21 protein-coding genes and 4 tRNA genes are annotated in these 22,404 nt (G+C 62.3%); 13 read left to right on the top strand and 12 right to left on the bottom strand.

Annotation, left to right across the window (positions count from 1 at the left end; genetic code table 11):
• Nucleotides 1–5: 5 nt before the first annotated feature.
• The 3 genes from rplK to secE form a co-directional block, all read right to left on the bottom strand.
• Nucleotides 6–434 (bottom strand): 50S ribosomal protein L11, encoded by a 429-nt coding sequence (rplK, locus tag ACSQ2A_RS05400; RefSeq protein ID WP_035080780.1) that lies wholly within the window; start codon nucleotides 432–434, stop codon nucleotides 6–8.
• A gap of 182 nt (nucleotides 435–616) precedes the next feature.
• A complete protein-coding gene (gene nusG, locus ACSQ2A_RS05395) occupies nucleotides 617–1,147 on the bottom strand; it encodes a transcription termination/antitermination protein NusG (protein ID WP_035080778.1) in 531 nt (176 codons plus the stop codon).
• A gap of 36 nt (nucleotides 1,148–1,183) precedes the next feature.
• Complete coding sequence (gene secE, locus ACSQ2A_RS05390; RefSeq protein ID WP_436071382.1) at nucleotides 1,184–1,378, bottom strand: preprotein translocase subunit SecE; 195 nt, start codon at nucleotides 1,376–1,378, stop codon at nucleotides 1,184–1,186.
• 257 nt (nucleotides 1,379–1,635) lie between these two features.
• Between secE and ACSQ2A_RS05385 the strand changes: the two genes are divergently transcribed.
• Nucleotides 1,636–1,902 (top strand): hypothetical protein, encoded by a 267-nt coding sequence (locus ACSQ2A_RS05385; protein WP_436071381.1) that lies wholly within the window; start codon nucleotides 1,636–1,638, stop codon nucleotides 1,900–1,902.
• A gap of 8 nt (nucleotides 1,903–1,910) precedes the next feature.
• On the opposite strand, the gene ACSQ2A_RS05380 is transcribed toward ACSQ2A_RS05385, so the two are convergent.
• Complete coding sequence (locus tag ACSQ2A_RS05380) at nucleotides 1,911–2,609, bottom strand: carbonic anhydrase (protein ID WP_436071380.1); 699 nt, start codon at nucleotides 2,607–2,609, stop codon at nucleotides 1,911–1,913.
• A 137-nt stretch (nucleotides 2,610–2,746) separates the two neighbouring features.
• Here ACSQ2A_RS05380 and ACSQ2A_RS05375 point away from each other — a divergent pair.
• Nucleotides 2,747–2,822: transfer RNA gene (locus tag ACSQ2A_RS05375), tRNA-Trp, on the top strand.
• Between the two features lie 123 nt (nucleotides 2,823–2,945).
• Nucleotides 2,946–3,731 (top strand): phosphodiester glycosidase family protein, encoded by a 786-nt coding sequence (locus ACSQ2A_RS05370; protein ID WP_436071379.1) that lies wholly within the window; start codon nucleotides 2,946–2,948, stop codon nucleotides 3,729–3,731.
• Here the strand turns inward: ACSQ2A_RS05370 and ACSQ2A_RS05365 are convergent.
• The 3 genes from ACSQ2A_RS05365 to ACSQ2A_RS05355 are packed head-to-tail and all read right to left on the bottom strand — an operon-like array spanning nucleotide 3,728 to nucleotide 7,188.
• Nucleotides 3,728–4,690, bottom strand: coding sequence for an ABC transporter permease (locus tag ACSQ2A_RS05365; protein WP_436071378.1), 963 nt, complete (start codon nucleotides 4,688–4,690; stop codon nucleotides 3,728–3,730). The genes ACSQ2A_RS05370 and ACSQ2A_RS05365 overlap by 4 nt on opposite strands.
• A gap of 2 nt (nucleotides 4,691–4,692) precedes the next feature.
• On the bottom strand, nucleotides 4,693–6,213 hold the full coding sequence (locus ACSQ2A_RS05360) for a sugar ABC transporter ATP-binding protein (RefSeq protein ID WP_436071377.1): 1,521 nt from the start codon (nucleotides 6,211–6,213) through the stop codon (nucleotides 4,693–4,695).
• A 42-nt stretch (nucleotides 6,214–6,255) separates the two neighbouring features.
• On the bottom strand, nucleotides 6,256–7,188 hold the full coding sequence (locus ACSQ2A_RS05355; RefSeq protein ID WP_436071376.1) for a substrate-binding domain-containing protein: 933 nt from the start codon (nucleotides 7,186–7,188) through the stop codon (nucleotides 6,256–6,258).
• Between the two features lie 117 nt (nucleotides 7,189–7,305).
• On the opposite strand from ACSQ2A_RS05355, the gene ACSQ2A_RS05350 reads away from it, so the two are divergent.
• Nucleotides 7,306–8,757, top strand: coding sequence for a xylulokinase (locus tag ACSQ2A_RS05350; RefSeq protein WP_436071375.1), 1,452 nt, complete (start codon nucleotides 7,306–7,308; stop codon nucleotides 8,755–8,757).
• A gap of 64 nt (nucleotides 8,758–8,821) precedes the next feature.
• Here ACSQ2A_RS05350 and ACSQ2A_RS05345 read toward each other — a convergent pair.
• Nucleotides 8,822–8,906, bottom strand: a tRNA-Tyr gene (locus ACSQ2A_RS05345).
• A 200-nt stretch (nucleotides 8,907–9,106) separates the two neighbouring features.
• Here ACSQ2A_RS05345 and ACSQ2A_RS05340 point away from each other — a divergent pair.
• The 3 genes from ACSQ2A_RS05340 (at nucleotide 9,107) to ACSQ2A_RS05330 (ending at nucleotide 10,388) form a co-directional block, all read left to right on the top strand.
• Nucleotides 9,107–9,180, top strand: a tRNA-Gly gene (locus tag ACSQ2A_RS05340).
• A gap of 63 nt (nucleotides 9,181–9,243) precedes the next feature.
• Nucleotides 9,244–9,999, top strand: a complete 756-nt coding sequence (rlmB, locus tag ACSQ2A_RS05335) for a 23S rRNA (guanosine(2251)-2'-O)-methyltransferase RlmB (protein ID WP_353922259.1) — start codon at nucleotides 9,244–9,246, stop codon at nucleotides 9,997–9,999.
• Nucleotides 9,996–10,388: a hypothetical protein gene (locus ACSQ2A_RS05330; protein WP_436071374.1), complete on the top strand. Its 393-nt coding sequence runs from the start codon at nucleotides 9,996–9,998 to the stop codon at nucleotides 10,386–10,388. Before rlmB ends, ACSQ2A_RS05330 begins: the two co-directional genes overlap by 4 nt.
• A gap of 63 nt (nucleotides 10,389–10,451) precedes the next feature.
• Here the strand turns inward: ACSQ2A_RS05330 and ACSQ2A_RS05325 are convergent, their stop codons facing one another.
• The 4 genes from ACSQ2A_RS05325 to ACSQ2A_RS05310 form a co-directional block, all read right to left on the bottom strand.
• Nucleotides 10,452–13,088, bottom strand: a complete 2,637-nt coding sequence (locus ACSQ2A_RS05325) for a molybdopterin-dependent oxidoreductase (RefSeq protein WP_436071373.1) — start codon at nucleotides 13,086–13,088, stop codon at nucleotides 10,452–10,454.
• Complete coding sequence (locus ACSQ2A_RS05320; protein ID WP_436071372.1) at nucleotides 13,085–14,389, bottom strand: NAD(P)/FAD-dependent oxidoreductase; 1,305 nt, start codon at nucleotides 14,387–14,389, stop codon at nucleotides 13,085–13,087. Before ACSQ2A_RS05320 ends, ACSQ2A_RS05325 begins: the two co-directional genes overlap by 4 nt.
• Nucleotides 14,386–15,654 (bottom strand): MFS transporter, encoded by a 1,269-nt coding sequence (locus ACSQ2A_RS05315; protein WP_436071371.1) that lies wholly within the window; start codon nucleotides 15,652–15,654, stop codon nucleotides 14,386–14,388. The genes ACSQ2A_RS05320 and ACSQ2A_RS05315 overlap by 4 nt, the downstream gene beginning before the upstream one ends.
• A 327-nt stretch (nucleotides 15,655–15,981) precedes the next feature.
• Nucleotides 15,982–16,860, bottom strand: coding sequence for a polysaccharide deacetylase family protein (locus tag ACSQ2A_RS05310; protein WP_436071370.1), 879 nt, complete (start codon nucleotides 16,858–16,860; stop codon nucleotides 15,982–15,984).
• A 253-nt stretch (nucleotides 16,861–17,113) separates the two neighbouring features.
• Between ACSQ2A_RS05310 and ACSQ2A_RS05305 the strand changes: the two genes are divergently transcribed.
• From ACSQ2A_RS05305 to ACSQ2A_RS05280, 6 genes are all read left to right on the top strand, one after another.
• Nucleotides 17,114–18,250 (top strand): benzoate/H(+) symporter BenE family transporter, encoded by a 1,137-nt coding sequence (locus ACSQ2A_RS05305; protein ID WP_436071369.1) that lies wholly within the window; start codon nucleotides 17,114–17,116, stop codon nucleotides 18,248–18,250.
• Nucleotides 18,247–18,846 carry a molybdenum cofactor guanylyltransferase gene (gene mobA / locus ACSQ2A_RS05300; protein ID WP_436071368.1) on the top strand — a complete coding sequence of 200 codons (600 nt, stop codon included), beginning with the start codon at nucleotides 18,247–18,249 and terminating at the stop codon, nucleotides 18,844–18,846. The genes ACSQ2A_RS05305 and mobA overlap by 4 nt, the downstream gene beginning before the upstream one ends.
• 97 nt (nucleotides 18,847–18,943) lie before the next feature.
• Nucleotides 18,944–19,019: transfer RNA gene (locus tag ACSQ2A_RS05295), tRNA-Asn, on the top strand.
• A gap of 148 nt (nucleotides 19,020–19,167) precedes the next feature.
• On the top strand, nucleotides 19,168–20,397 hold the full coding sequence (locus tag ACSQ2A_RS05290) for an MFS transporter (RefSeq protein ID WP_436071367.1): 1,230 nt from the start codon (nucleotides 19,168–19,170) through the stop codon (nucleotides 20,395–20,397).
• On the top strand, nucleotides 20,394–20,858 hold the full coding sequence (locus ACSQ2A_RS05285) for an SRPBCC family protein (protein WP_436071366.1): 465 nt from the start codon (nucleotides 20,394–20,396) through the stop codon (nucleotides 20,856–20,858). The genes ACSQ2A_RS05290 and ACSQ2A_RS05285 overlap by 4 nt, the downstream gene beginning before the upstream one ends.
• 49 nt (nucleotides 20,859–20,907) lie before the next feature.
• The gene (locus ACSQ2A_RS05280) at nucleotides 20,908–22,320 is read left to right on the top strand and encodes a cryptochrome/photolyase family protein (protein WP_436071365.1); all 1,413 of its coding nucleotides are present in this window, start codon (nucleotides 20,908–20,910) and stop codon (nucleotides 22,318–22,320) included.
• Nucleotides 22,321–22,404: the final 84 nt, after the last annotated feature.

Genomic DNA, 22,404 nt, shown 5'->3' with positions numbered 1-22,404 from the left:
CTAAATCAGCCCTCGACCTGGATGCCCATGGAACGGGCGGAGCCGGCGATCATCGAGATTGCGGCCTCGACGTTGTCGGCGTTGAGATCAACCATCTTCTTCTCGGCGATTTCACGCAGCTGAGCCGTCGTGATCGTGCCAGCCGATTCCTTGCCCGGGTTCTTCGAACCGGACTTGAGGTTGACGGCCTTCTTGATGAAGTAGGTAACCGGCGGCTGCTTCATCACGAAGGTGAAGCTCTTGTCGGCGTAAGCGGTGATCACGACCGGAATCGGAGCACCCTTTTCGATCTCCTGCGTGGCCGCGTTGAAGGCCTTGCAGAATTCCATGATATTCAGACCGCGCTGACCCAGAGCCGGGCCGATCGGCGGGGAGGGAGTTGCGGAACCCGCAGCAACCTGCAGCTTAACGTAGCCAACGATTTTCTTTGCCATTTTCTATCCTCTATGTGCCGAAACCGGCAGTTGAGCCGTGGTGCGGGGTTGATAGACGGCTTGGCGACCGCCATCCCCTTCCACGGGTTTTCGGCAATTCAGCTCGCGCTGAACGCCGTTGCGATTTTGGCTTGCGCCAAAACGCTGGGGGCGATTTTTGGCTCTCGCCAAAAACGCTGCGGTTAGACCTTTTCGACCTGACCGTATTCGAGCTCCACCGGAGTGGGGCGCCCGAAAATCGAAACTTCCACCTTGAGGCGGGAGCGCTCCTCGTCGACTTCTTCCACGATGCCATTGAAGCTGGCAAAGGGACCGTCGGAAACGCGAACGCTTTCGCCAACCTCGAAGCTGACGGAAGGCTTTGGATGCTCGACGCCTTCCTGCACCTGCTGCAGGATCGACATGGCTTCCTTTTCGGAGATCGGCATGGGCTTGTTATCAGCACCCAGGAAACCGGTCACCTTCGGCGTATTCTTGATCAGATGGAACGTCTGATCGGTAAGATCCATCTTCACCAGCACATAGCCGGGGAAGAACTTGCGTTCCGTATCGACCTTGCGGCCGCGACGGATCTCGACGACCTTCTCGGTCGGCACGATGACGTCGTCGAACAGGTGTTCGAGCTTGGTCTGGGCGACCTTTTCCTTGATCGCATCAGCCACTTTGCGCTCGAAGTTCGAGTACGCCTGAACAATGTACCAGCGCTTGGCCATGCCGCCTCGCCGCTCCTCGTTAGTCGCCTGATCCGCTTAGCGGATCGAAAGCATCAAAGACACCAGCCACGAAATGACCTGATCAGCGAGCAGGAAGAACAAGCTCGCGAAGGTCACCAGTACCAGCACCATGATGGTCGAGATCACAACCTCGTTCCGGCCCGGCCAAGTGACCTTGGAAACTTCCGAGCGAACCTGCTGCAGGAAGGTGATCGGATTGGTACGGGCCATAGTCGATTCCGGTTGTTTTGGTGCAAAACCAAAGGCCGCGCAGGACTCCCGCACGGCTGGATTGGGGGTATCTATTCAATCTCGAATGCAATTGCAACCGTCATTAACGGGACGGAAGGCTTTCGCCCGCGCGAGGCAAGCACGCAACAGGCATAAAGCATATTTGGAAAAACCTGTGGAAGCCTCTTGCTTCCGAATCAAGGTTGGAATTGGATTGAATTGCGACCAAAAGGTGGCGCCGCCGGGGGAGGCATTCCATGTCTTTCGAAATCAAGTCTTGCCAGCTGATGCATTTCGGCCCGCACAAGGCCATTTCGGGGCGCGTTGTCGGCGCAGTACGCGTGCGGATCGGCGAAGATTTCCTCGGCACCCACACGGACTACACGCTGGACCTCAAGGTGAAGGCCGATATCGGGGCTGCAAGCTCCGAAGCCATCCGGCATGCCCTGCTTGGTCATGCTGCGCGCCAGCTCAACAAGCTCAAGCTGCGCCACCAGCAACGCATGCCGATGGCGGCTGAGTAGTTTTCGCCCTAGAGCAGAGTCACCTGCCCTGTTTCCAGATCGTATTGTGCGCCGACGATGCGCAGGCCGCTACTCTTGACGCGGGCGGCGAGGATCGGCTCGGCTGTTTCGAGGCGTATTACCGCGTTTTGCACATTGGTCGTGATGGCGAGGCCGAGCGGATCGGATGGCGATTGGGCCAGAGCGGTTTCGGCGGCGGGGCGGATCGACTCGATCATATCGGGCAAGTGGCCGGGTAGAGCGAGACCATCGCGCACTACCTTGATGGCCGCATCGACGGCGCCGCAATTGGAATGACCCAAAACCATGATCAGCGGCGTTTCGAGGAAGTTGATCGCATATTCGAGGCTGGCCAGGCCATCGTCATTGACGAAATTGCCCGCAACGCGGACGACGAAGAGGTCGCCGGGGCCCTGATCGAAGGCCAGTTCAGGCGCGACACGGGAATCGGCGCAGCTCAGAATGGCGGCGAAGGGGCGCTGGGTCAGGGCGCGCGCGGCGCGGCCGACGGAAAAATCGATATTGGTGCGCTCCCCGGCGACGTAGCGGGCATTGCCTTCCACGAGGCGCTTGAGAGCCTCGTCGGGTGAGACGGCCTGCTCCTGGGCAAAGGCTGGCAGCGCACTGGCCGAGAGCGCTGCGAGGCCGCCCAGCAGAACGGAGCGGCGCGACGAAGCAAAGGTTTTTGAGTTACAGGCCAGGCACATGACAGATCCCCCAATTTGTCGCGAGCAAATCTGGAGCAAGGAGGTTGCCAAGTGGTGACCGGGGAGCAAACTGTGGGCGAACGCACATGACCCACTTGCACGCCGCGCGCTTTGCTATTAGACACACCCTCGCCTGAAGGGGTTTAGCTCAGTTGGTAGAGCATCGGTCTCCAAAACCGAGGGTCGTGGGTTCGAGTCCCCCAGCCCCTGCCAGGCAATAATTTCCAATATTTTTGATTTTGATGACCGCCGTCTGGCGGTTTTTTGCGTTTGTTGGCGCGCCCGCGAAGATGCGTCGCACTTGTGCGCGGGACAGCGGGCGGCGACAATCGCCCCATGTTTACTCCCCCTGCTTCGCTTCGGACCGCAGCCATCTCGCTGCTCTTCGGGGCATTTTCCGCCCTTGTGATCACCCCTTCCCTGGCTGCGCCGAGTTGCGCGACGGAAGAATTCGAGGTCGCGCGCTATACTGTTTGTGATGTCGGCAATGCCGGGGACATCAGCTTGTTTTGGGAGGGCGAGGATGGGCCGTACCGGTCGTTCTCGAAGCTGGCGGACTCGCTGAAGGCGGGTGGCGAAGATCTGCGCTTCGCCATGAATGCCGGCATGTACGATACCAATTTCAGGCCGCTGGGGCTTTATGTCGAGGACGGCGCGGAGAAGGTTCGGATCAGCACGGCGGAGGTGGCTCCGGGCACGCAGCCGATACCGAACTTTTTGAAGAAGCCAAATGGCGTTTTCTATGTCGACCAGAACGGCAAAGCCGGCATCCTGACGACAGAGGCTTTTCTCGCGGCGGAGATGGAGCCGCGGATTGCCACGCAGTCAGGTCCGATGCTGGTGATCGATGGGGAATTGCATCCCATGCTGATCCCCAATTCGACGGATAAGACGGGGCGAAGCGGGGTCGGTGTTTGCGAGAATGGCGTGGTGCGCTTTGCCATCAGCGATGGGCGCGTGAATTTTCACGAGTTCGCGCGGCTGTTTCGGGACAAGCTCGTCTGCGCCAATGCGCTGTTCCTCGATGGCGGGCGTGGCGTGGGGCTCTATTCGCCCGAGATGGGACGCAATGACTTTTCCTGGCACGGCGGCTATGGGCCGATGTTCGGGATTGTCGATTAACGTCTGCCCTGCGTGACCGAGCTGGCCGCAACGGCGAGGAGGATCAGCGCGCCCACCAAGACTTGGCGAACATAGCTGTCGACGCTCATTTGGGTAAGACCGTTGTCGAGGACGCCGAGCACGATGACGCCGACGACGGTGGCGAGGATGCGCGGTTCGCCGTGGCGGCTCATGGTGGTGCCGAGGAAGACGGCGGCGATGGCGTTGAGCATGAGGCCGCTGCCCTGCACCGGATTGGCCGACGCAACGCGGCTCGCATACATCAGGCCGCCCGCGGCGGCCGCGAGGCCGGTGAGCGAGAAGGCGATGAGGCGCAGGCGCTTTACGGCGATGCCGCTGAGATGGGCGGCTTCCATATTGCCACCGATCGCGTAGAGGCGGCGGCCGTAGGTGGTTTGCTCAAGCAGCACCCAGACAGCCAGCACGACGACGACGGCGATGATGGAGAGGTTGGGCAGACTGACGGCTACGCCGCCCCATTCGCCGAGCGGAATGCCACCGCGGGCGAAATTACCGAAATCTTCGGGAATGGCGCGGCCGGAAATGGTCTTGCCCCCGCTGACGACGAAAGCGATGCCGGAGAACATGGTCATAGTCGCCAGTGTGGCGATGAAGGGCAGAATGCCGACGAGGCTGACCATGGCGCCGTTAAAGGCGCCGCCGAGGAGGCCGACGAGGAGCGCTACCGCGACTGCGGCCCAGATGGGTTGGCCGGCGGCCATCATCAGCGCGGCGACGATGCCAGCGAGGCTCGCGGCGGAACCTACGGAAAGATCAAAATCGCCCATGACCATGACGATGGTCATACCCGCCGCCACCACCATGAGCATGGAGGTCTGCTGGGTGATGTTTAGCCAGTTGCGGGCCGTGGGGAATGTGCCGGGGAGCATGGCGGAAAAGAAGACGAGGATGGCGACGAAGCCGATCAGCGTGCCGTAGCGGCGGATAAAGAGCTGCATGTTCAGGCAACCATACCGGTGGGCCGGCCGTAACAGAGATTGATGAGATCGTCTTCGCGCAGACCTGCGGCGTCGACAATGGTGGTGATTTCGCCCTGGCGCATAACGGCGATGCGGTCGCTGATACCGATCAGTTCGGGGAGATCGGAGGAGACGAGAATGACAGCGGCGCCGTTGGCGGTGAGTTCGCGGACGATGGAATAGATATCGAACTTTGCCCCGACATCGACGCCGCGGGTGGGTTCTTCGAGGAGGAGCAGGCGCGGATTTCCGGCGACTGCCTTGGCGAAGACGACCTTTTGCTGATTGCCGCCGCTGAGCTCGAGGACGTCCTGCGCGGGGCCGACAGCCTTGAGGCGCATATTGGCGCCGAGTTCGGCGGCGAAACTCTTTTCGCGATTGGGGGTCAGCCAGGTGCCCGCGCGGCTCTGGCGCTTGAGATGGGCCAGCGTGATGTTTTCGAAGATTGGCCGGCGCATGACGAGGCCTTCGGCGCGACGCTCGCGGGGGACATAGGCGACGCCGCTTTGCCAGGCGGCGGCGGGCGAGGATGGCATGTAGGGCGTGCCGGAGAGGGTCATGGTGCCGGCGGTACGCTTAGCGTCACCAAAGATGGCGCGGATGAGTTCGGCCTGGCCGGAGCCGGAGAGGCCGGCGATGCCCAGCACTTCGCCCTCGCGTAACGAAAGGCTGACCGGATTGAGGCCCGTGGTTGCAAGGCCGGATGCCGCGAAGACGGTGGTATCGCGCGGCTGTGCCGTGGCCTTGGGATAGGCTTCTTCGACCTTGCGGCCGATCATCAGCGAGACCAGATCGTCATGGGTGATGTTGGTTAGGGCGCCGCTGTCGATGGAGCGGCCGTCGCGCAGGACGGTGGCCTTGTCGCAAAGGGCCATGATCTCGTCGAGGCGGTGAGAGACGTAGAGCACGGAGCTGCCCGAGGCGCGGATTTCGCGCAGGACGCGGAAGAGGCGTTCGCTTTCGTCGCGGGTGAGCGCGGCAGTCGGCTCGTCCATGACATAGAGTTTTGCGTCGTCGAGAAGCGCGGCAGAGATGCGGACGAGCATCTGGTCGCCGAGGCTGAGGGTGCCGAGGTTCTGGCTGGGGTCGATGTGGTCGATGCCGAGGCGATCGAGAGCGCGCTGGGCTTCGCTGTTGAGGGCTTTCCAATCGACCAGAAGGCCAGCGCGGCGCGGATAGCGGCGGCCCATGAAGATGTTTTCGGCCACCGACAGGGTCGGGACGACGTTGAATTCCTGATGGATGAAGCGAAGGCCGAGACGGTAGGCGGCCTTGGTCGAGTCGATGCTAACGCGCTCACCATTGACCGTGATTTCAGCCGTGTCGGCGGCCACGACACCAGCCAGGATCTTGATGAGCGTTGATTTGCCCGCACCGTTTTCGCCCATCAGGGCGTGGATTTCACCCGGTGCAATGACGAGGCTTGCCCCGGACAGTGCCGGGACGCCGGCATAGGCCTTGGTGACAGAGGTTGCGGACAGCAGAGGAACAGAAGGGGCCATGGTTGGCCCCTTCCCTATTGGATTTTCTGACAAGTCGGCAAGTTATTCCGCAGCGTTCGCCGCGGTCACCAGCTTGGTCGGCACATAGGTCACCGACTGGAGGATTTCCTCGCCAGCGAGGACGCGGGCGACGGCTTCGGCAGTTGCGGCGCCGATGCCGGCAAAATCCTGGGCGACGGAGGCTTCGAAATTGCCGCCGGCGGCGATGGCTTCGCGAGCCTGGGGATTGGCGTCGATGCCGGTGATGACGATGCCTTCGCCGGAGCGGCCGGCATCCTCAATGGCCTGCAGGGCGCCGAGGGCGGGCTGGTCCCAGGCGGCCCACACCGCCTTGATGCTGCCGGGTTCGGGATTGGCGGCGAGGATGGCTTCCATCTTGGCGCGGCTGTCGGCAATGCCGCCATCGGAGACGTCGGGCGTCACGCGGTCGAGGACCTTGATGTCAGGGAAATTGCCGAAGACGGCATCGGCGACGACGCCGCGCACCTGCACGGGCGGGAAGGCGTCGAAGACGAACATCACCACATTGCCTTCGCCCTTGATGCGGTCAGCAACGTAAGTGGAGGTTTCGGCGGCCATGGCATAGCCGTTGGAAGTGACATTGGTGACGAGGAGCGGATCGGCGCCGGCGTCCATGCCGAAGACGGGAATGCCGGCATCCTTGGCGGCCTGGAGACCCGCGGTCACCTGGGTCGGATCGACATTGATGACGATGGCATCGACGTTCTGCACCACGAGGTCTTCAATGCGGCTGATGACGGCGGCGACGTCGCCGGCGGTGTCGATAACATTGACTTCCCAATCGTTCTCGGCGGCGACGGCTTCAAAAGCCTCGACATAGAACTGCGTACCCGGCTGGGCCATGTAGGGTGTGACGATGGCGACCTTGGCCTGAGCCAGCGCGGCGCCCGTGCCCAGAGCAGTGGTTGCGAGAAGAATGCCGGCAAATGCCAGGGCGGATTTATTGAGCGACACGAAAGAGCCCTCCTGCTATCCCCGCCGGCGGGACAGCTGGCGGTTGTTTTCCTTGTGCTTCAAGGCACTATAAGGGGCGCCTGCCGGACAGCAAGCGGGATTTGGGGGAGAACGGGCGTGGATTTCTGCCTGATCGGAATCGATGTCGGAACGACGTCCACAAAGGCAACGCTGATCGACCAGAACGGCGTGCAACTGGCGAGCTTTTCGCGCCCGCATCCGACCTCGCGGCTCACTCCAGGCATGGCAGAGCAGGATCCGCAGGACTGGATGGATGGCGTGCTCGGCGCACTGGGGCAGTTTTCGGGTGCCGTCGATCCCGCGCGGGTTTTGGGTATTGGCCTCACCTCACAGGTCAATTCGCACGTTTTTGTCGATGGCAAGGGCGAAGCGGTACGGGCCGGGATCACCTGGCAGGACACGCGGGCGGCCAGCGATGCTGCAAAGCTCGATGCACAGGTGACGGCAGAACAGAAAACAGCCTGGTTTGGCGGGCCGGTGCCGATCGATGCCAGCCATGCCCTGTCACGCATGGCTTTTGTGGCGCGGACGGAGCCGCAGAACTGGGCGGCCACGCGGCATGTGCTGCTTCCCAAGGATTTTGTCGCACTCAAGCTCACGGGGGCCGTATCGAGCGATCCGGTCGCGGCGGTGGGGCTGGTGAGCGCCTCGGGCGCGTATGTGGGCGAACTGCTCGATCTCTTGCCGGGCAGCGCTGAAAGGCTGCCGCCGCTCTTTCCATTTCATCACATCGCCGGATGTGTACGGGCGGGACTGCCGTTTGCAGGGCTTCCAGTGACGGTGGGAGCGATGGATGCCTGGGCCGGCATGTTTGGCTGCGGCGTGGTCGAAGATGGCGATGCCATGTATCAGTCCGGCACCAGCGAAATTCCGGGCGTCATTTCGAGCAAGGTGGTGCCGACGCCGGGCGTGATCCTCTTTCCGCCTTACGAGGGGATGCGTATGCATGCCGCACCGACGCAGTCGGGCGGCGCGGCGCTGGCCTGGTTATCGACCTTGCTGGGGCGCAGCCCGCAGGAGCTTTCAGACCTCGCCGGCAGCTGCGTTCCGAGCGCCGACCTGCCCTATTTCCTGCCGCATCTGGCGGGCGAGCGGGCGCCGATCTGGGATAGCGCGTCGCGCGGCACCTTTGCCCGGCTCGATGCAAATGCGGGCCCGGCTCAAATTTCGCGCTCGGTGATGGAGGGCGTCGCCTTTTCAGTGCGCTGGGCGTTTGAGGCGCTGAGCAATTCGGCGGGCAAGAAAATTGATGTCGCCAATATCGGCGGTGGCGGATCGCGCTCGGATGTCTGGTGCCAGATTCGCGCCGATGTGCTGGGCATGACCCTCAAGCGTACCGTGGTGCCGGACGCTGCAGCGCTCGGTGCTGCGATTCTGGCAGGTGTGGGCAGCGGGGCCTTTGAGGCTCTTGCGCCAGCTGTGCGGCAGCTGGTTCGGTTCGAACGGAGTTTTGAACCGGACGTGCGGCTGGCAGCTCTTTATACAGAGCGGTTTGAGCGCTTCCAGTCGCTCTACGAGACGCTAAAACCGTTCAACGCGCGGTTCTGAGGTTCGGAAACAATTAAGGCCCCGCTCTGGGGGCCTATACGTCCGGCCCGTCTTGGGGCCGAGGTGGTGGAGGGGACTGGATTCGAACCAGTGTACGCTAAGCGGTCAGATTTACAGTCTGATGGATTTAACCACTCTCCCACCCCTCCACATTCTCGGGTGAGACAACGAAGCGCTGGGCGTTTCGTCGGGGCGGTTTATGGTTGGCTGTCGCAAAGGTGTCAACACCCTTCCGTCACGCATGTGCAGAAATCTTGTGATAGGTGAAAAAACTGGAGCTATCCCCAAGCCCCACTTGCCTTGTTGGCGAGGTTCGGGATAAGCCAATTTCGGCTTTAGCCTCACAAGGGCGGGTATAGCTCAATGGTAGAGCAGCAGCCTTCCAAGCTGAATACGCGGGTTCGATTCCCGCTACCCGCTCCAGATTTCCCGTACGCGGTGGACACCGCGCTTGCGGGGCGTGCGGAAAGGCGCTAGGCGCTTTCTATGAGCCGCAACAAATTTCCGCCCAAGCCCAAATACGATCCCAATGACGGACCGGTTTATCTCTATGGCCTGCACACTGTGCGGGCCGCGCTGGATAATCCCCTTCGCGTCAAAAAAGAACTTCTGGCGACGCCAAATGCCCTTAGCCGCCTGAACGAAATCGGTCAGATCGGCAAGGTGAAGGTGCGCGAGACGACGCCCAAGGAGCTTGACCGGCTGCTGGGCGGCGATGCCGTGCATCAGGGCGCGGCGCTGGAAGTCGATCCGGTGAGCCGGTTCGGCCTCAACGATATCCAGCAGCTCAAGCTCGTGGTCGTCCTCGACCAGCTGACCGATCCGCACAATGTGGGTGCGATCCTGCGTACGGCCTGCGCCTTTGGCGCCGATGCTGTCATCACCACCGCGCGTCATTCGCCGCAGGAAACCGGCGTGATGGCGAAGGCGGCTTCAGGTGCGCTCGATCTCGTTCCTATGATCGAAGTGACCAATCTCGCCAGCGCGCTCGAAACGCTCAAGGAGCGTGGTCTGATCGTGCTGGGCTTCGACTCCGACGCCCCTGCCCCGCTGCGCCCCCGCACGGACGACCGGCCCCTGGCCGTAGTGCTTGGCGCCGAGGGCAAGGGTTTGCGGCAGCGGACGCGCGAACTCTGCGACGAAATGGTACGTCTCGACATGCCGGGCCCGATCAAGTCGCTCAACGTGTCCAACGCCGCCGCTATTGCGCTATTCGCCGCCACGGCAGGTAGACAGGGATGAGCACGTTCGAGCCCTTCGCCATCGCCCTGAGGCTGTCTGGCCTCACGCTGCAGCAGTTTGAGGCCGAAAAGGCGCTCAAGCAGCTTCTGGTGCGTTATGAGCCGGAAGATGCAGAAGGCAGCTTTTACGGTCAGGTCGACGTGCCGGTGGAAAATGCCATCAGGTCGCTGCTGGAGCTGGCAGATCGTACCGGACCGGTGATCGAAGCGATGCTGGCCGACCGTCGGCTGGGTCGCGCTGTGCTCGATCTGGCTTTTGACTATCCGCAGGAAGGCGAAGCCATGTCGGCCCGGCTGCCTGCCCATGTCGCGGCAGCCATTGCCAAGCACGGCATCGATATCGAATTTTCGGTCTATCTGACCGATGTCGAGGATGACGACGAATACTGATCGTTTGGCACTAGCGGAATTTCTGGGAAAGATTCCGCTAGTGCCGCTAAGCGATTGTAATCTCTATGCCGCCGAGGCCTGAAGCCGCTCGATTATGCGCCGGATCTCCGGGCGGCAGGAGCCGCAATTGGTGCCTGCTTTGGTGCAGTGGCCGACTGCCTCGACGGTGTCGCAGCCTTGTTCCGTGATAGCGGAGGCGATCGTATTTGCGCCCACCGAGAAGCAGGAACAGACCACCGCGCCCTTGTCCGGCATGTCGGCCCCAGGCCGACCGGCGAGGACGGCGGAGGCGGAAAGGTTTTCGACTTCGAGCAGCTCGGTTGCCCACTGCCGCGAGACAACAACCGGATCGGGCGAGGCATAGAGGGCGAGGATCAGCTTTCCGCCATCGAGCACGGCGTAACTGCGCCGACCGGAGCGCTCGTCGACAAGGCTTCTCGTGCGTGCCGTTGCCGGCAGGCTGAAGCTGGTGCGGAGCCAGGTTTCCCAATCTGATGGTTCGTCGAACCAGGCGAGCTCTCCCCGTGTCCCGCCCGTGCTTGGCGCGATGGCCCAATAGAGGTCGGCGAATTTTGGCGATTGCGCGGATACGAAAAAGCCATAGAGGCGCACCCGGACGGGTTCGATGTGGCACAAGGCCATCTTGAGAGCTGGTTGGCCGGAAACGGGGTCGGTCTTCGAGCGAACCAGGGCGTCGATGCGGCCGTTCGAGGAGAATTGGTCGGTCCAGTGCATGGGCACGAACAATTGGCCGCGCGGTTGGCGATCGGTGACGATGGCCCGCAGGACGGCGCTGCCCTGGTTGTTGCTGACGCGCACCAGAGTGGCGCCCCTCACGTTGAGGCGACTGGCGTCGGCGGGATTGATCTCGACGAATGGCTCGGCGTAGTGCGCGGACAGGCGCCCCGTTTTGCCGGTCCGAGTCATGGTGTGCCAGTGATCGCGTACCCGGCCGGTATTGAGAACGAAGCTGCCGGGGGCAGTTTGGATCACGGGCGGCGGCGCGACGGGGACGAAGCGCGCCTTGCGATCGGGGGTGAAAAAGCCGGCATCGGCGAACATGCGGGCCATGGGTTTGCTGCGCACGGGCCATTGCGTGGGCGCGATGGAAGCGTAGTCGGCGTCGGCGAGGCCCGAGAGGTCGAAATCGCGCTTTCCTTCGTTTTCGAAGCTCGATAGGGCGACATGCTCGGCGAAGATTTCGCCGGGCGAGGAATAGCTGAAGGCTGCATCGAAGCCGAGGCGTTTGGCGACTTCCTTGATGATCCACCAATCCGGACGCGCTTCGCCCGGCAGCGCCAGGAATGGCCTTTGGCGGGACATGCGGCGCTCGGAATTGGTGACGGTCCCTTCCTTCTCGCCCCAGCCGGCCGCGGGCAGCCGAACATGGGCTTCGCGAGCGGTATCGGTATGGGCGTTCATATCGGAGACGACAACGAAGGGGCAGGCGCGCAGGGCGGCGCGGACGCCGTCGGCATCGGGCATGGAATCGACGGGATTGGTCGCCATGATCCAGACGGCCTTGATCTCGCCACGCGCCATGGCGGCAAAGAGGTCCACCGCCTTGAGGCCGGGCTTGGTGGCAACCGAACTTGTGCCCCAGAAGCGGCCGACACGATCGATGGCTTCCTCGGTGAAATCCATGTGGGCAGCCAGCATATTGGCGAGCCCGCCGACCTCGCGGCCGCCCATCGCATTGGGCTGGCCGGTGACGCTGAACGGCCCCATGCCCTTGCGGCCGATGCGGCCGGTGAGGAGGTGGCAATTGATGATGGCGTTGACCTTGTCGGTCCCGGCTGCCGACTGGTTCACCCCCTGGGAATAGACGGTGACGGCTCTTTCAGTTGCGGCGAACCATTCGTAGAACCGGGCGATGTCTTCTGCCGGTGCACCAGATGCCGTTGCGACGCGATCTACCGGCCAGTCTTCGGCCACGATAAGGGCGGCCTCGGCGCCGCTTGTGTGCTCGTCAACGAAGCGTTGATCGGCAAGGCCGTTGCGGGAGAGGTGGGCGAGCAGCCCGACGAAAAGAGCACTGTCGCCATCAGATTGGATTGGCAGATGCAGGTCGGCGATGTCGGCGGTTGCTGTTCGTCTGGGGTCGATCACCACTACGCGCATGCCGGGCCGGTTTGCCTTGGCGGCGGCGAGGCGCTGGTAGAGCACTGGATGGCACCAGGCGAGGTTCGATCCCACCAGCACAACGAGGTCGGCGAGTTCGAGATCTTCGTAATTGCCGGGGACAGTGTCCGAGCCGAAGGCGCGCTTGTGGCCCGCGACCGAGGAGGCCATGCAGAGACGTGAATTGGTGTCGATATTGGCGGTGCCGACAAAACCCTTCATGAGCTTGTTGGCGACGTAGTAGTCCTCGGTCAGCAGCTGGCCCGAGCCATAAATGGCGACCGAATTGGGTCCGTATTCGTCGATGGCTTGACGAAATTTCGTGGCGACGAGGTCGAGTGCTTCGTCCCAGCCAACCCGGTTTCCGTTGATTTCAGGATGCAGCAGGCGGCCTTCGAGCGAGAGAGTTTCGCCCAGCGCCGAGCCCTTGGAGCAGAGGCGACCGAAATTGGCGGGGTGATCGGGATCTCCAGAAATGGAGACCGAACCGTCTGGCTGCGGCGTGGCCAGAACACCGCAGCCGACGCCGCAATAGGGGCAGGTTGTCTTGACGGTCGTCGTGGAAGTCTGGGCGATCATGCAGCACGTTTCGTTGGGTAGTTGAGGCGGCCGTTGCAGTTGCGGCGATCAGCCGGCGACGCTGCAACGGCCACCATAGGGTCCACGGGGGCGCTCCCCTGGTAGGCTTCGCCAAAGACCAGCATGTCGCGCTTGTCGGCGGTCGGTGTGCGCTGCTTCAGAAGATCGAAGAACCAGGGGCCATCGCCGGTTTCGCCATAGAGGACGGCGCCGACGATACGGTCGTCGTGCAGCACCAGGCGCTTGTAGACGCCGCCTTCCTCGTCCTGCAGCACGATTTCTTCATGGCCGTCACGGCCGGCGAAATCTCCGGCCGAATAGATGGAAATGCCGGTGACCTTGAGCTGGGTCGCGGTCTCGACTGGCTGGAACGTTGCTTCCTTGCCGGCGAGCGTATCGGCCAGCACCGCGGCCATGTCGTAGAGCGGCGCCACGAGGCCATAGCAAACCCCATTGTGCTCGACGCACTCGCCGAGCGCATAGATATGCGGGTCGGACGTCCGCATCTGGTCGTCGACCACGATGCCGCGTTCGACGTGAATGCCCGCGTCGGTGGCGATACGGGTTTCGGGGCGGATGCCGACGGCCATCACAACGATGTCCGCAGGGCAAAGCCGCCCGTCATCGAGCACGACCGCCTCGGCCTTGCCATGACCTACAATGGCGGATGTCTGGGCGTTACAGAGTATTTCGATGCCACGATCCTCGAAGGCGCGTTGCAGCATGCGGCCGGCGACGGGGTCGAGTTGCCGGTTCATCAGGTGGCCCGCGGCATGGATCACGGTTGCAGCCATGCCACGCAGGCGCAGGGCTGCGGCGGCCTCGAGCCCGAGAAGCCCACCGCCGATAACCACGGCCCGCGTTCCGGGACGGGAGGCAACCTTGATCATGGCCTCTACATCGTCGAGGTCGCGGAAGGCGAGAACGCCTGGCAGGTCCTTGCCGGCGACCGGCAGGACGAAGGGCGCCGATCCCGTTGCGATGATGAGCGTGTCGTAAGGCGTTTCACCACCGCGGGAGATGACGAGCTTGCGATGCCGGTCGATGGCTGTGACGTGTTCGCCGAACCGGGTACGGACCTCATGACGGGCATACCAGGCCGCGTCATGGGTCACGGTTTCCTCGAAGGTCTTTTCGCCTGCCAGCACCGGAGACAGCATCAGCCGGCTGTAATTGCCGCGGGGCTCGGCCCCAAAAAGCGTGACCTCATACTGTCCCGGCGCATTGGCGAAGATGTGCTCGAGGGCGCGGCCGGAGGCCATGCCGGCCCCGACCACGACCAGTCTATGTTTCGCCGTCATGCGGGCTGCCCAACTGGCTGCCGGTCGATGCGCCGCACCGCCAGGTGCATCCACAGGAAGGCAGCAGCCACGAGCACGAAGAGCGCGATGAAGCAGCTCGACCAGATGCCGGTGACATCGTTGAGGTAGCCGAAGAGCAGCGGCAGGATGAAACCGCCGAGGCCGCCAATCATGCCGACCAGACCGCCGACGGCGCCGACGCTCTGCGGATAGTAGACCGGGATGTGCTTGTAGACGGCAGCCTTGCCCAGGCTCATGAAGAAGCCGAGCACGAAGACCAGCGCCACGAAGGCCCAGGGATTGAGTTCGAAGTGCAGCGTGACGGGACCATTGATGCCCGCGACCACGAAGTCGGATGTCGGGAGGGCCAGGATGGCGGTGACCAGGAGGGAAACACCAAAGGTCCAGTAGAGCACGGTGCGGGCGCCGATACGGTCCGACAGGGTGCCGCCATAGGCGCGGAAGATACTGGCGGGAACCGAATAGAAGGCGGCGACCAGACCGGCCGTAGCGATATCGAAGCCGTAGACGCCGATCAGGTAGCGCGGGAGCCAGAGCGTCAGGGCCACGAAAGCGCCGAAGGCGAAGAAGTAGTAGAGCGCAAAGCGCCAGACCTGCACGTTGCGCAGCGGGGCGAATTCACCGAGCAGGCTCTTGGGCTGGTAGCTTTCCTTGCGGCGCTGCACGATGACCGGGTCGTCCTCGGTGGTGAACCAGAAGACCACAGCCATGATGGCGAGCGCGGCGGCCCAAATCAGTGCGACTGACTGCCAGCCCCAGGAAAGCATGATGAAGGGCGCGAGAAACTTGGTGACCGCGGCGCCCACATTGCCGACGCCGAAAATGCCGAGCGCAGTGCCCTGCTTGGAGGCAGGGTAGAAGCGCGACACATAGGCGACGCCGACTGCAAAGGAGCCACCGGCAAGCCCGACGCCAAGCGCGGCCAGCAGGAACTGCTCGTAGGTTTGGGCAAAGGACAGAAGGAAAGTGGCAAGCGCCGCGGCGAGCATGGTGATGACATAGACGATGCGGCCACCCATGCGGTCGGTCAGCACGCCCAGAAGCACGCGCACCAGCGATCCGGTCAGCACCGGGGTGCCAATAAGAAGGCCAAACTGCGTCTCGCTCAGCCCGAGCTCCGTCTTGAGCCCGACGCCGATGATGGAAAAGATGGTCCAGACCGCAAAGCACACGGTGAAGGCTATCGTGGACATTGTCAGGGCGCGGGTGGGGTGCGCCGAGGAAGTCGACTGCATGTGTGTCATGCCTTTCATCCCTACAAAAACAAAAAGCTGCCAATGGAAGCGCAGACCGGTCTTGAACCCAGTCGCAAATCCATTGGCAGCTTTGCCTGTGGCATCCCTCATTGGATGCCCGATCAAACAGCTCGCTAAGAGCAGTCTCGGGGATATCTATGCAGCTAGCGTGCCAAGTCGATATTGGCCGCGAAATGCAAGGAATTCAGATGTTTGTCATTTTGGCAGCATCGCCTCAAGGACGCCGTGCGCACAAATCGGCGGCACACGCACATAAATTATGCATTGCGTGGAAATGCAAAAGGAACGTGCATTGCAGGTTTCAGGTCGAACAGATCAGAGAACGGCGCCGTCTTCAGCAAAGCCGGCGGTGATGAGATCGCGGCCAAAGACCGAATTGTCCCGCGGCACGAGGCGCACGACACTGTAGCCGCGACGAGCGAGCTGATCGAGGAAGATTGGCAGCATGTCCACTGTACGCTGGTGGATGTCGTGGAAGAGGATGATGCCACTGCCACGGGCTTCGAGGCGGCTTAGCGTGCGCGCGGCGACAACAGCGGGCGTATCCTTAAAGTAGTCCTTGGAGTCGATATCGACATCGAGCACGACTGCGCCGCTCTGGATGAGGCCGGTGCGCAGGAAACCGGTCTGCGACAGATAGGGGAAGCGGAAGAAGGGGGAGAGCTTTTGTCCGCCGCCGGCGAGAGCGGCAGAAACCGCTTCTTCGCCCTTGACGATTTCTTCGATCGCTTCCTGGCGGGACAGATCGCCTAGATTGACGTGACCATAGGTGTGGCTGCCCACGGTGTGGCCGGCAATCGCCACGCGCTGCGCCAGCCGCGGATTGGCGGCGGCAGAGGAGCCGAGCATGAGGAAGGTTGCCTTGACGCCGTAGTCGGACAGCGTCGACAGAATTGTCTCGGTCTTGCCGGCGCGCGGGCCATCATCGAAGGTCAACACGACTTCGCCTGGATGCAGAATGATGTCGGCCGTGGTCGAAACGGCCAGCGTGCGGCCGCCGATACTGCGCGGCGCGAAGATTTCATTCGGGAGCGGCTGCTCCATCTTGAGCACGGCCGGAACGGCGATGGCGGAGGTCTTCATCGCATCCACCACCGGCGTAGCGCTTAGCCGTTGCGGGCTTACCGGCTTGGCACAGCCACCCAGCATGATGCCGGACACCAGAAGGCAGAGCAGAAAGCGGGAGGGCAGCACGATGAGCACTCAACATCACATGAATCTGAGTGCGAGAATTTGCGATTATGGTTAATTTTCCCCTCGCGAAAACTTAAGAAGAGCTTACCGATCAGAGAGTTAGTCTTGCCAGACCCCTTGAACCAAAGGGAAAACCGGTAGACCCAACCCAAAAAAACGTTAGCGTGCCGCTGTCTTGCGAAGGGGAATCGCCATGCATGGGGGCTCACAATCCATCGCGCCGACCGGGCGCAGGGAATTCTTGCAGCCCATCATGGCGGGCACGCTGGCGGCTATCGTCGGCTATGCCAGCACCTTTACCCTCGTTCTCGCTGCGCTGACCGCCGCAGGCGCTTCGCCGCAACAGGCAGGTTCGGGCCTGTTTTCGGTCTGCCTCGCGCTTGGCGTGCTCAATATCGTTGTGGCGTTTCGCGCCAAGGTACCGATCAGTTTTGCCTGGACCACGCCGGGCGTCGCGTTTCTGCTGACGGTGGGCGAACCTGTCGGCGGCTTTCCCGCTGTGGCCGGCGCTTTCCTTGTGACCGCAGCGCTGGTCGTGCTGACGGGGCTGCTGAAGCCGCTGGCGCGCCTGATCGCCGCCATTCCCGCGGCCATTGCCAATGCCATGCTGGCCGGCATGCTGCTGACGCTCTGTCTGGCGCCGGTTACGGCCCTGGCCGAAGCGCCCTTGCTGGCCGCGCCGATCCTTCTGGCATGGATGCTCGGGCTTCGGTTTGCGCGACGCTATGCCGTGCCGATTGCCGTGGTGGTCACGGGGATCGTGCTTGCGCTGACGACGCACTTGCCCGAAGGCGCGCTCGACGGCACCTGGCCCACGCTGCTGCCGGTTATGCCGGAATTCACCTGGGATGCCATCGTGAGAATCGGCCTGCCGCTCTACGTCGTTACCATGGCCTCGCAGAATCTCCCCGGGATCGCGGTGATGAAGGCCAACGGCTTTTCGCTCGCCCCTGCCCCCATTTTCGTGATGACCGGCATTGCCAGCGGCCTTACGGCGCTGTTTGGCGGGCAGACAATCAACCTGGCCGCCATCACCGCCGCGATCTGCGCGGGGCCCGAGGCACATCCCGACCCGCAAAAACGCTGGCCGGCGCCGGTTGCGGCCGGTGGGGTCTATATCCTGCTGGGTCTTGCAGCGAGCCTTGCCGCCGCCTTTATTGCCGCCTCGCCACCCATTCTTATTCAAGCCGTGGCTGGCCTCGCCTTGCTGTCGAGCCTCGCCTCGGCCCTGTCCGGCGCGCTGGCGCAGGAGGAATCGCGGCTGCCTGCGATTCTCACCTTTGTCGCTACAGCATCGGGAATCACCATTTTCGGCATTGGCGCTCCCTTCTGGGGGCTTGTCGGCGGCATCGTGCTCTTGCTGCTCCTGCGGCAACCCGCACAAAAATGAGCAAAACGTTCGGCCTGATATTGGCCGGCGGAGAGGGCTCGCGCCTTGACGGGGTACGAAAGGCCGATCTCAGGATTGGCGGCGTGCGATTGCTGGAGCGGGTAGCCAGGGTCTTCGAGGCCCAAGTGGCCGAGTTGCTGATTGCATCAGGGCAAGAAGGCACGATTGGGCCGCACGTCTGCGTCCTCGATGAAAACACGACGCGTATGGGGCCGCTGGCCGGCATCAGGGCAGCCGTTCGCTATCTCGAAACGCGAGCGGAGGCTGGGGATATGCTGGTGACGGCGGCAGTGGATGCGCCCTTCCTCCCATCCGACTATACCGAGCGCCTCAGCCAAGCGGCTGCGGAATCAGGCGCGGCCTATGCCGCGTGGGGCGACAATATCTATCCCACGAACAGCGCCTGGCGGATCGGCGCGCTGCGCGATGCCCTTGAAGAGACAAGCGAATCTGCTGGCCCGAAGTCGATTCTGCGCAAATTGGACGCCGTGGCAGTGGATTGGACCGCAGAGGCGGCGACCGATCCCTTTTCCAACCTCAATACGCTTGATGACCTGATTGCCTTGCAACGCCGGGCATTTGCGCTGGGGATATGACACATTTATTCACAGGCTCCGCAATAAGGGCTTGGCAAACCAAACAGGTTTGGGTACACGGACCTCGCCTTCGACGCCGAGGGCCATACCGAAGTGTTCCGCGATAGCTCAGTTGGTAGAGCGTTCGACTGTTAATCGAATGGTCGCTGGTTCGAGTCCAGCTCGCGGAGCCATTCGGGTCTCTTTAGACCCGTCCCCCCAAATGATCCGGCACTTGTTGAACCCACATCGGGTTGCACAAATTTTGCTCATTCTGGGCTGCAAAGGTTGCCGCGCTGAGATCATAGGGCTAGGAGGAGGTTCCTTCCTGGATTGTCCGACATGACCACGCAAACGAGCAGCCCTGCCGCAACGGCGGGCCATCAAACCGCCCTGACCATCATTTTTGCCGTCAGCGGTGCGCACCTCCTCAATGATCTGCTGCAATTCCTGCTGCCGGCGCTCTATCCGCTGCTCAAGGACAATTACGGGCTGAACTATCTGCAGATCGGCCTGCTCACGCTTGGCCAGCAGATCACCGCCTGCTTCCTGCAGCCGATCTTTGGGCTGCGTGGCGATCTCAAGCCCAATCCCTATAGCCTGGCTATCTCGCTGACGATCGTTACCATCGGCGTGCTGGGCCTCGCCTTTGCCAATGGCTTTACCTGGCTGTTCATTGCCGCCGTGGTCATGGGCACGGGTTCGGCCCTGTTCCACCCGGAAGCCTCGCGCGTGGCCCGCATGGCTTCGGGCGGCAAGCTCGGCTTTGCCCAGTCGCTGTTCCAGGTCGGCGGCAATCTCGGCACTGCCTTTGGTCCGCTGGCCGCGGCGCTCATCCTCATTCCCATGGGCCAGCAGACCACCGCATGGTTTCTCATTGCCGGCTTTGCGGGCATTGCGCTGCTCGTCTATGTCGGCCGCTGGTTTGTCGAGCACCAGCGCCAAGCGGCATCGCGTCCGGCTGTAAGCCACAAGAAGCCGGCGCTGTCGCGCAATCGCCTCATCGTCGCCTTCGTCGTCATCGGCGCGCTGCTGCTCAGCAAGTTCATCTATATCGAAGGCCTCAAAAGCTATTACGCCTTTTTCCTCATGGAAAAGTTCAACCTGTCGGCACCGGAAGCCCAGCTCTACCTCTTCCTGTTCCTCGGCTCGGTGGCCGCCGGCACGTTTATCGGCGGGCCGATCGGGGACCGCTACGGCCGTCTGTCGGTGATCTGGGTTTCGATCCTCGGCGCCCTGCCCTTCACACTGCTGCTGCCCTATCTCGATCTCTATGGCACCGCCGCCATGAGCGTCATGACGGGTCTGGTTCTCTCCTCGGCCTTCTCGGCCATGGTGGTTTATGCGCAGGAGCTGGTACCGGGTAAGGTCGGCATGATTGCCGGCTTCGTCTTCGGTTTTGCCTTTGGTATCGGCGCGCTCGGCGCTGCAGCCATGGGCGCGCTGGCGGACTGGATCGGCATTATCCCCGTCTTCCAGATTTGCGCGTTCCTGCCGGTTCTTGGTATTCTTACTATCTTCCTGCCGAGAACTGCGGAACTGCACCCCGAAGCAAAGGAGAAGCTGGCATGAGCGACAACATCGATCTCGACAACGAAAGCCAGATCACGCTCACGCGAAAAATCGGCGCCAATGTGAGCGATGTCTTCTCCGCCTGGACCGATCCCGCCCTGATCGAACAGTGGCAGGTCGATGAGGCCGAGTTCGATGCCGTCAAAGGTGGCGAATATCGCTTCGTCACCTATGCCGACGAGGACGACGACGCCGACCACGAAGTAACCGGCGAAATTCTCGACATTGTCGAGGACAAGAGGCTGGTCATGTCCTGGGTGCATCGGGACGAGGAGAATGACGAAGAACTACTCTTCGTGCTCGACATCACCTTTCGGGCTATCGACGACGACAATACCGAAATTACCCTTGTCGAACGCGGCCTGCCGCATGCCGATCCGCAGACGCGCATCTTCTCGATGGAAGCCTGGAGCTCCGCGCTCGAGCAATTGGCAGAGGTGATGGAAGAGGTTCTGGACTGAACCGATCGCCGCTGCCGGTCGTAGTGCCGGACAGCATCGGAGCAGAACCGTGGACCGACCGACAAGCCTAGCCTGGCTGCGCAATGATTTGCGCCTCAGCGACAACCCTGCCTTGCTGGCCGCGCGTGCGGATGGCGGCAGGGTTATTGCTCTCTATGTCCACGAAACCGACGAAGGCGTGCGCGCGCCCGGGGGCGCGGCGCGCTGGTGGCTGAACAAGAGCCTCGAAGCACTTGGAAAGGCTCTGGGGCAAAAAGGAATTCCGCTACTAGTCCGCTCCGGCGAGGCGGCGGCAGTCCTCGACAAGGTGATTGCCGAAGAAGGTGTGCAGGCCGTGCACTGGAACCGGCGCTATGCACCGGGCGAGCGGGAGCTTGACCAAGGTATCAAGACCGATCTCCGCCGGCGCGGGCTTAGCGTTGCTTCCCATGTCGGCAATGTGCTCGCCGAGCCCTGGACCATCGCCACAGGGCAAGGGAGACCTTACTCCGTCTTTTCTCCATTCTGGAAAACGCTCAGGGATTGTCGCATCGACCCGCCGCTGCCAGCGTCTGATATGGTCGGAGAGGCTATCGAAGCCGAGAGCTATGACAGCGACTACCGGGCGCCGAAATGGTCGCGGAAGCTCGAGGGGCAATGGCAGATAGGGGAGAGTGCGGCGCAGTCGTCGTTGCACGATTTTCTGGACGAAAGGCTGGAAGGCTATCCGGAAGGTCGCGACTTTCCTGGGCGTGATGTCACGTCGCACCTGTCACCGCACTTGCGCTTTGGGGAGATCAGCGCGCGGCAGGTCTGGTACGCGACGCTGGCCCGGATGGAGGCTGAACCAGAGGTCAAACCGGCCGCGGAAAAATTTCTCTCCGAATTGGCCTGGCGTGATTTCAGCTATCATCAGCTTTACCACCGCCAGGACATCGCCACGGTGCCGATGCAGGAAAAATACGGCGGGATGCGGTGGCACAGCGACGGCAAGGCGGAAGCCGTCTGGCAAAAGGGCCAGACGGGCATTCCGATCATCGATGCCGGCATGCGCGAGCTCTGGCAGACCGGCTATATGCACAACCGGGTGCGGATGCTGGTCGCGTCCTTTCTGACCAAGAATATGCTGATCGATTGGCGCAACGGCGAACGCTGGTTCTGGGATTGCCTTGTCGACGGCGACGTTGCCAACAACCCGGCAAGCTGGCAATGGGTGGCCGGCTGTGGTCTGGACGCGGCGCCCTATTTCCGGATTTTCAATCCCGTCACCCAGGGCGAACGGTTCGATGAAGCCGGCGACTATGTGCGCAAATGGGTGCCTGAGTTGAAGGACATGCCGGACAAGTGGGTGCATGACCCCGCCAGTGCTCCGGACTTCGTATTGCGGGAGGCAGGCGTCTCCATCGGCACGACCTATCCGCGGCCCCTTGTTGACCTCAAGGCCTCCCGACAGCGGGCGCTGGACCGGCAGGCGGAGCTTTAGAAAAAGAAACCGTCTTTTTCGACTCCGCCAGCCGAGGGTTTCGTTCCATGGCCGAAGACCGGAAAGTCGTGCCATTGCCGGTGT

It is taken from the genome of Devosia sp. LjRoot3, assembly GCF_964252865.1.
GTDB lineage: Bacteria > Pseudomonadota > Alphaproteobacteria > Rhizobiales > Devosiaceae > Devosia.
This window is presented reverse-complemented; position numbering and strand designations above follow the sequence as displayed.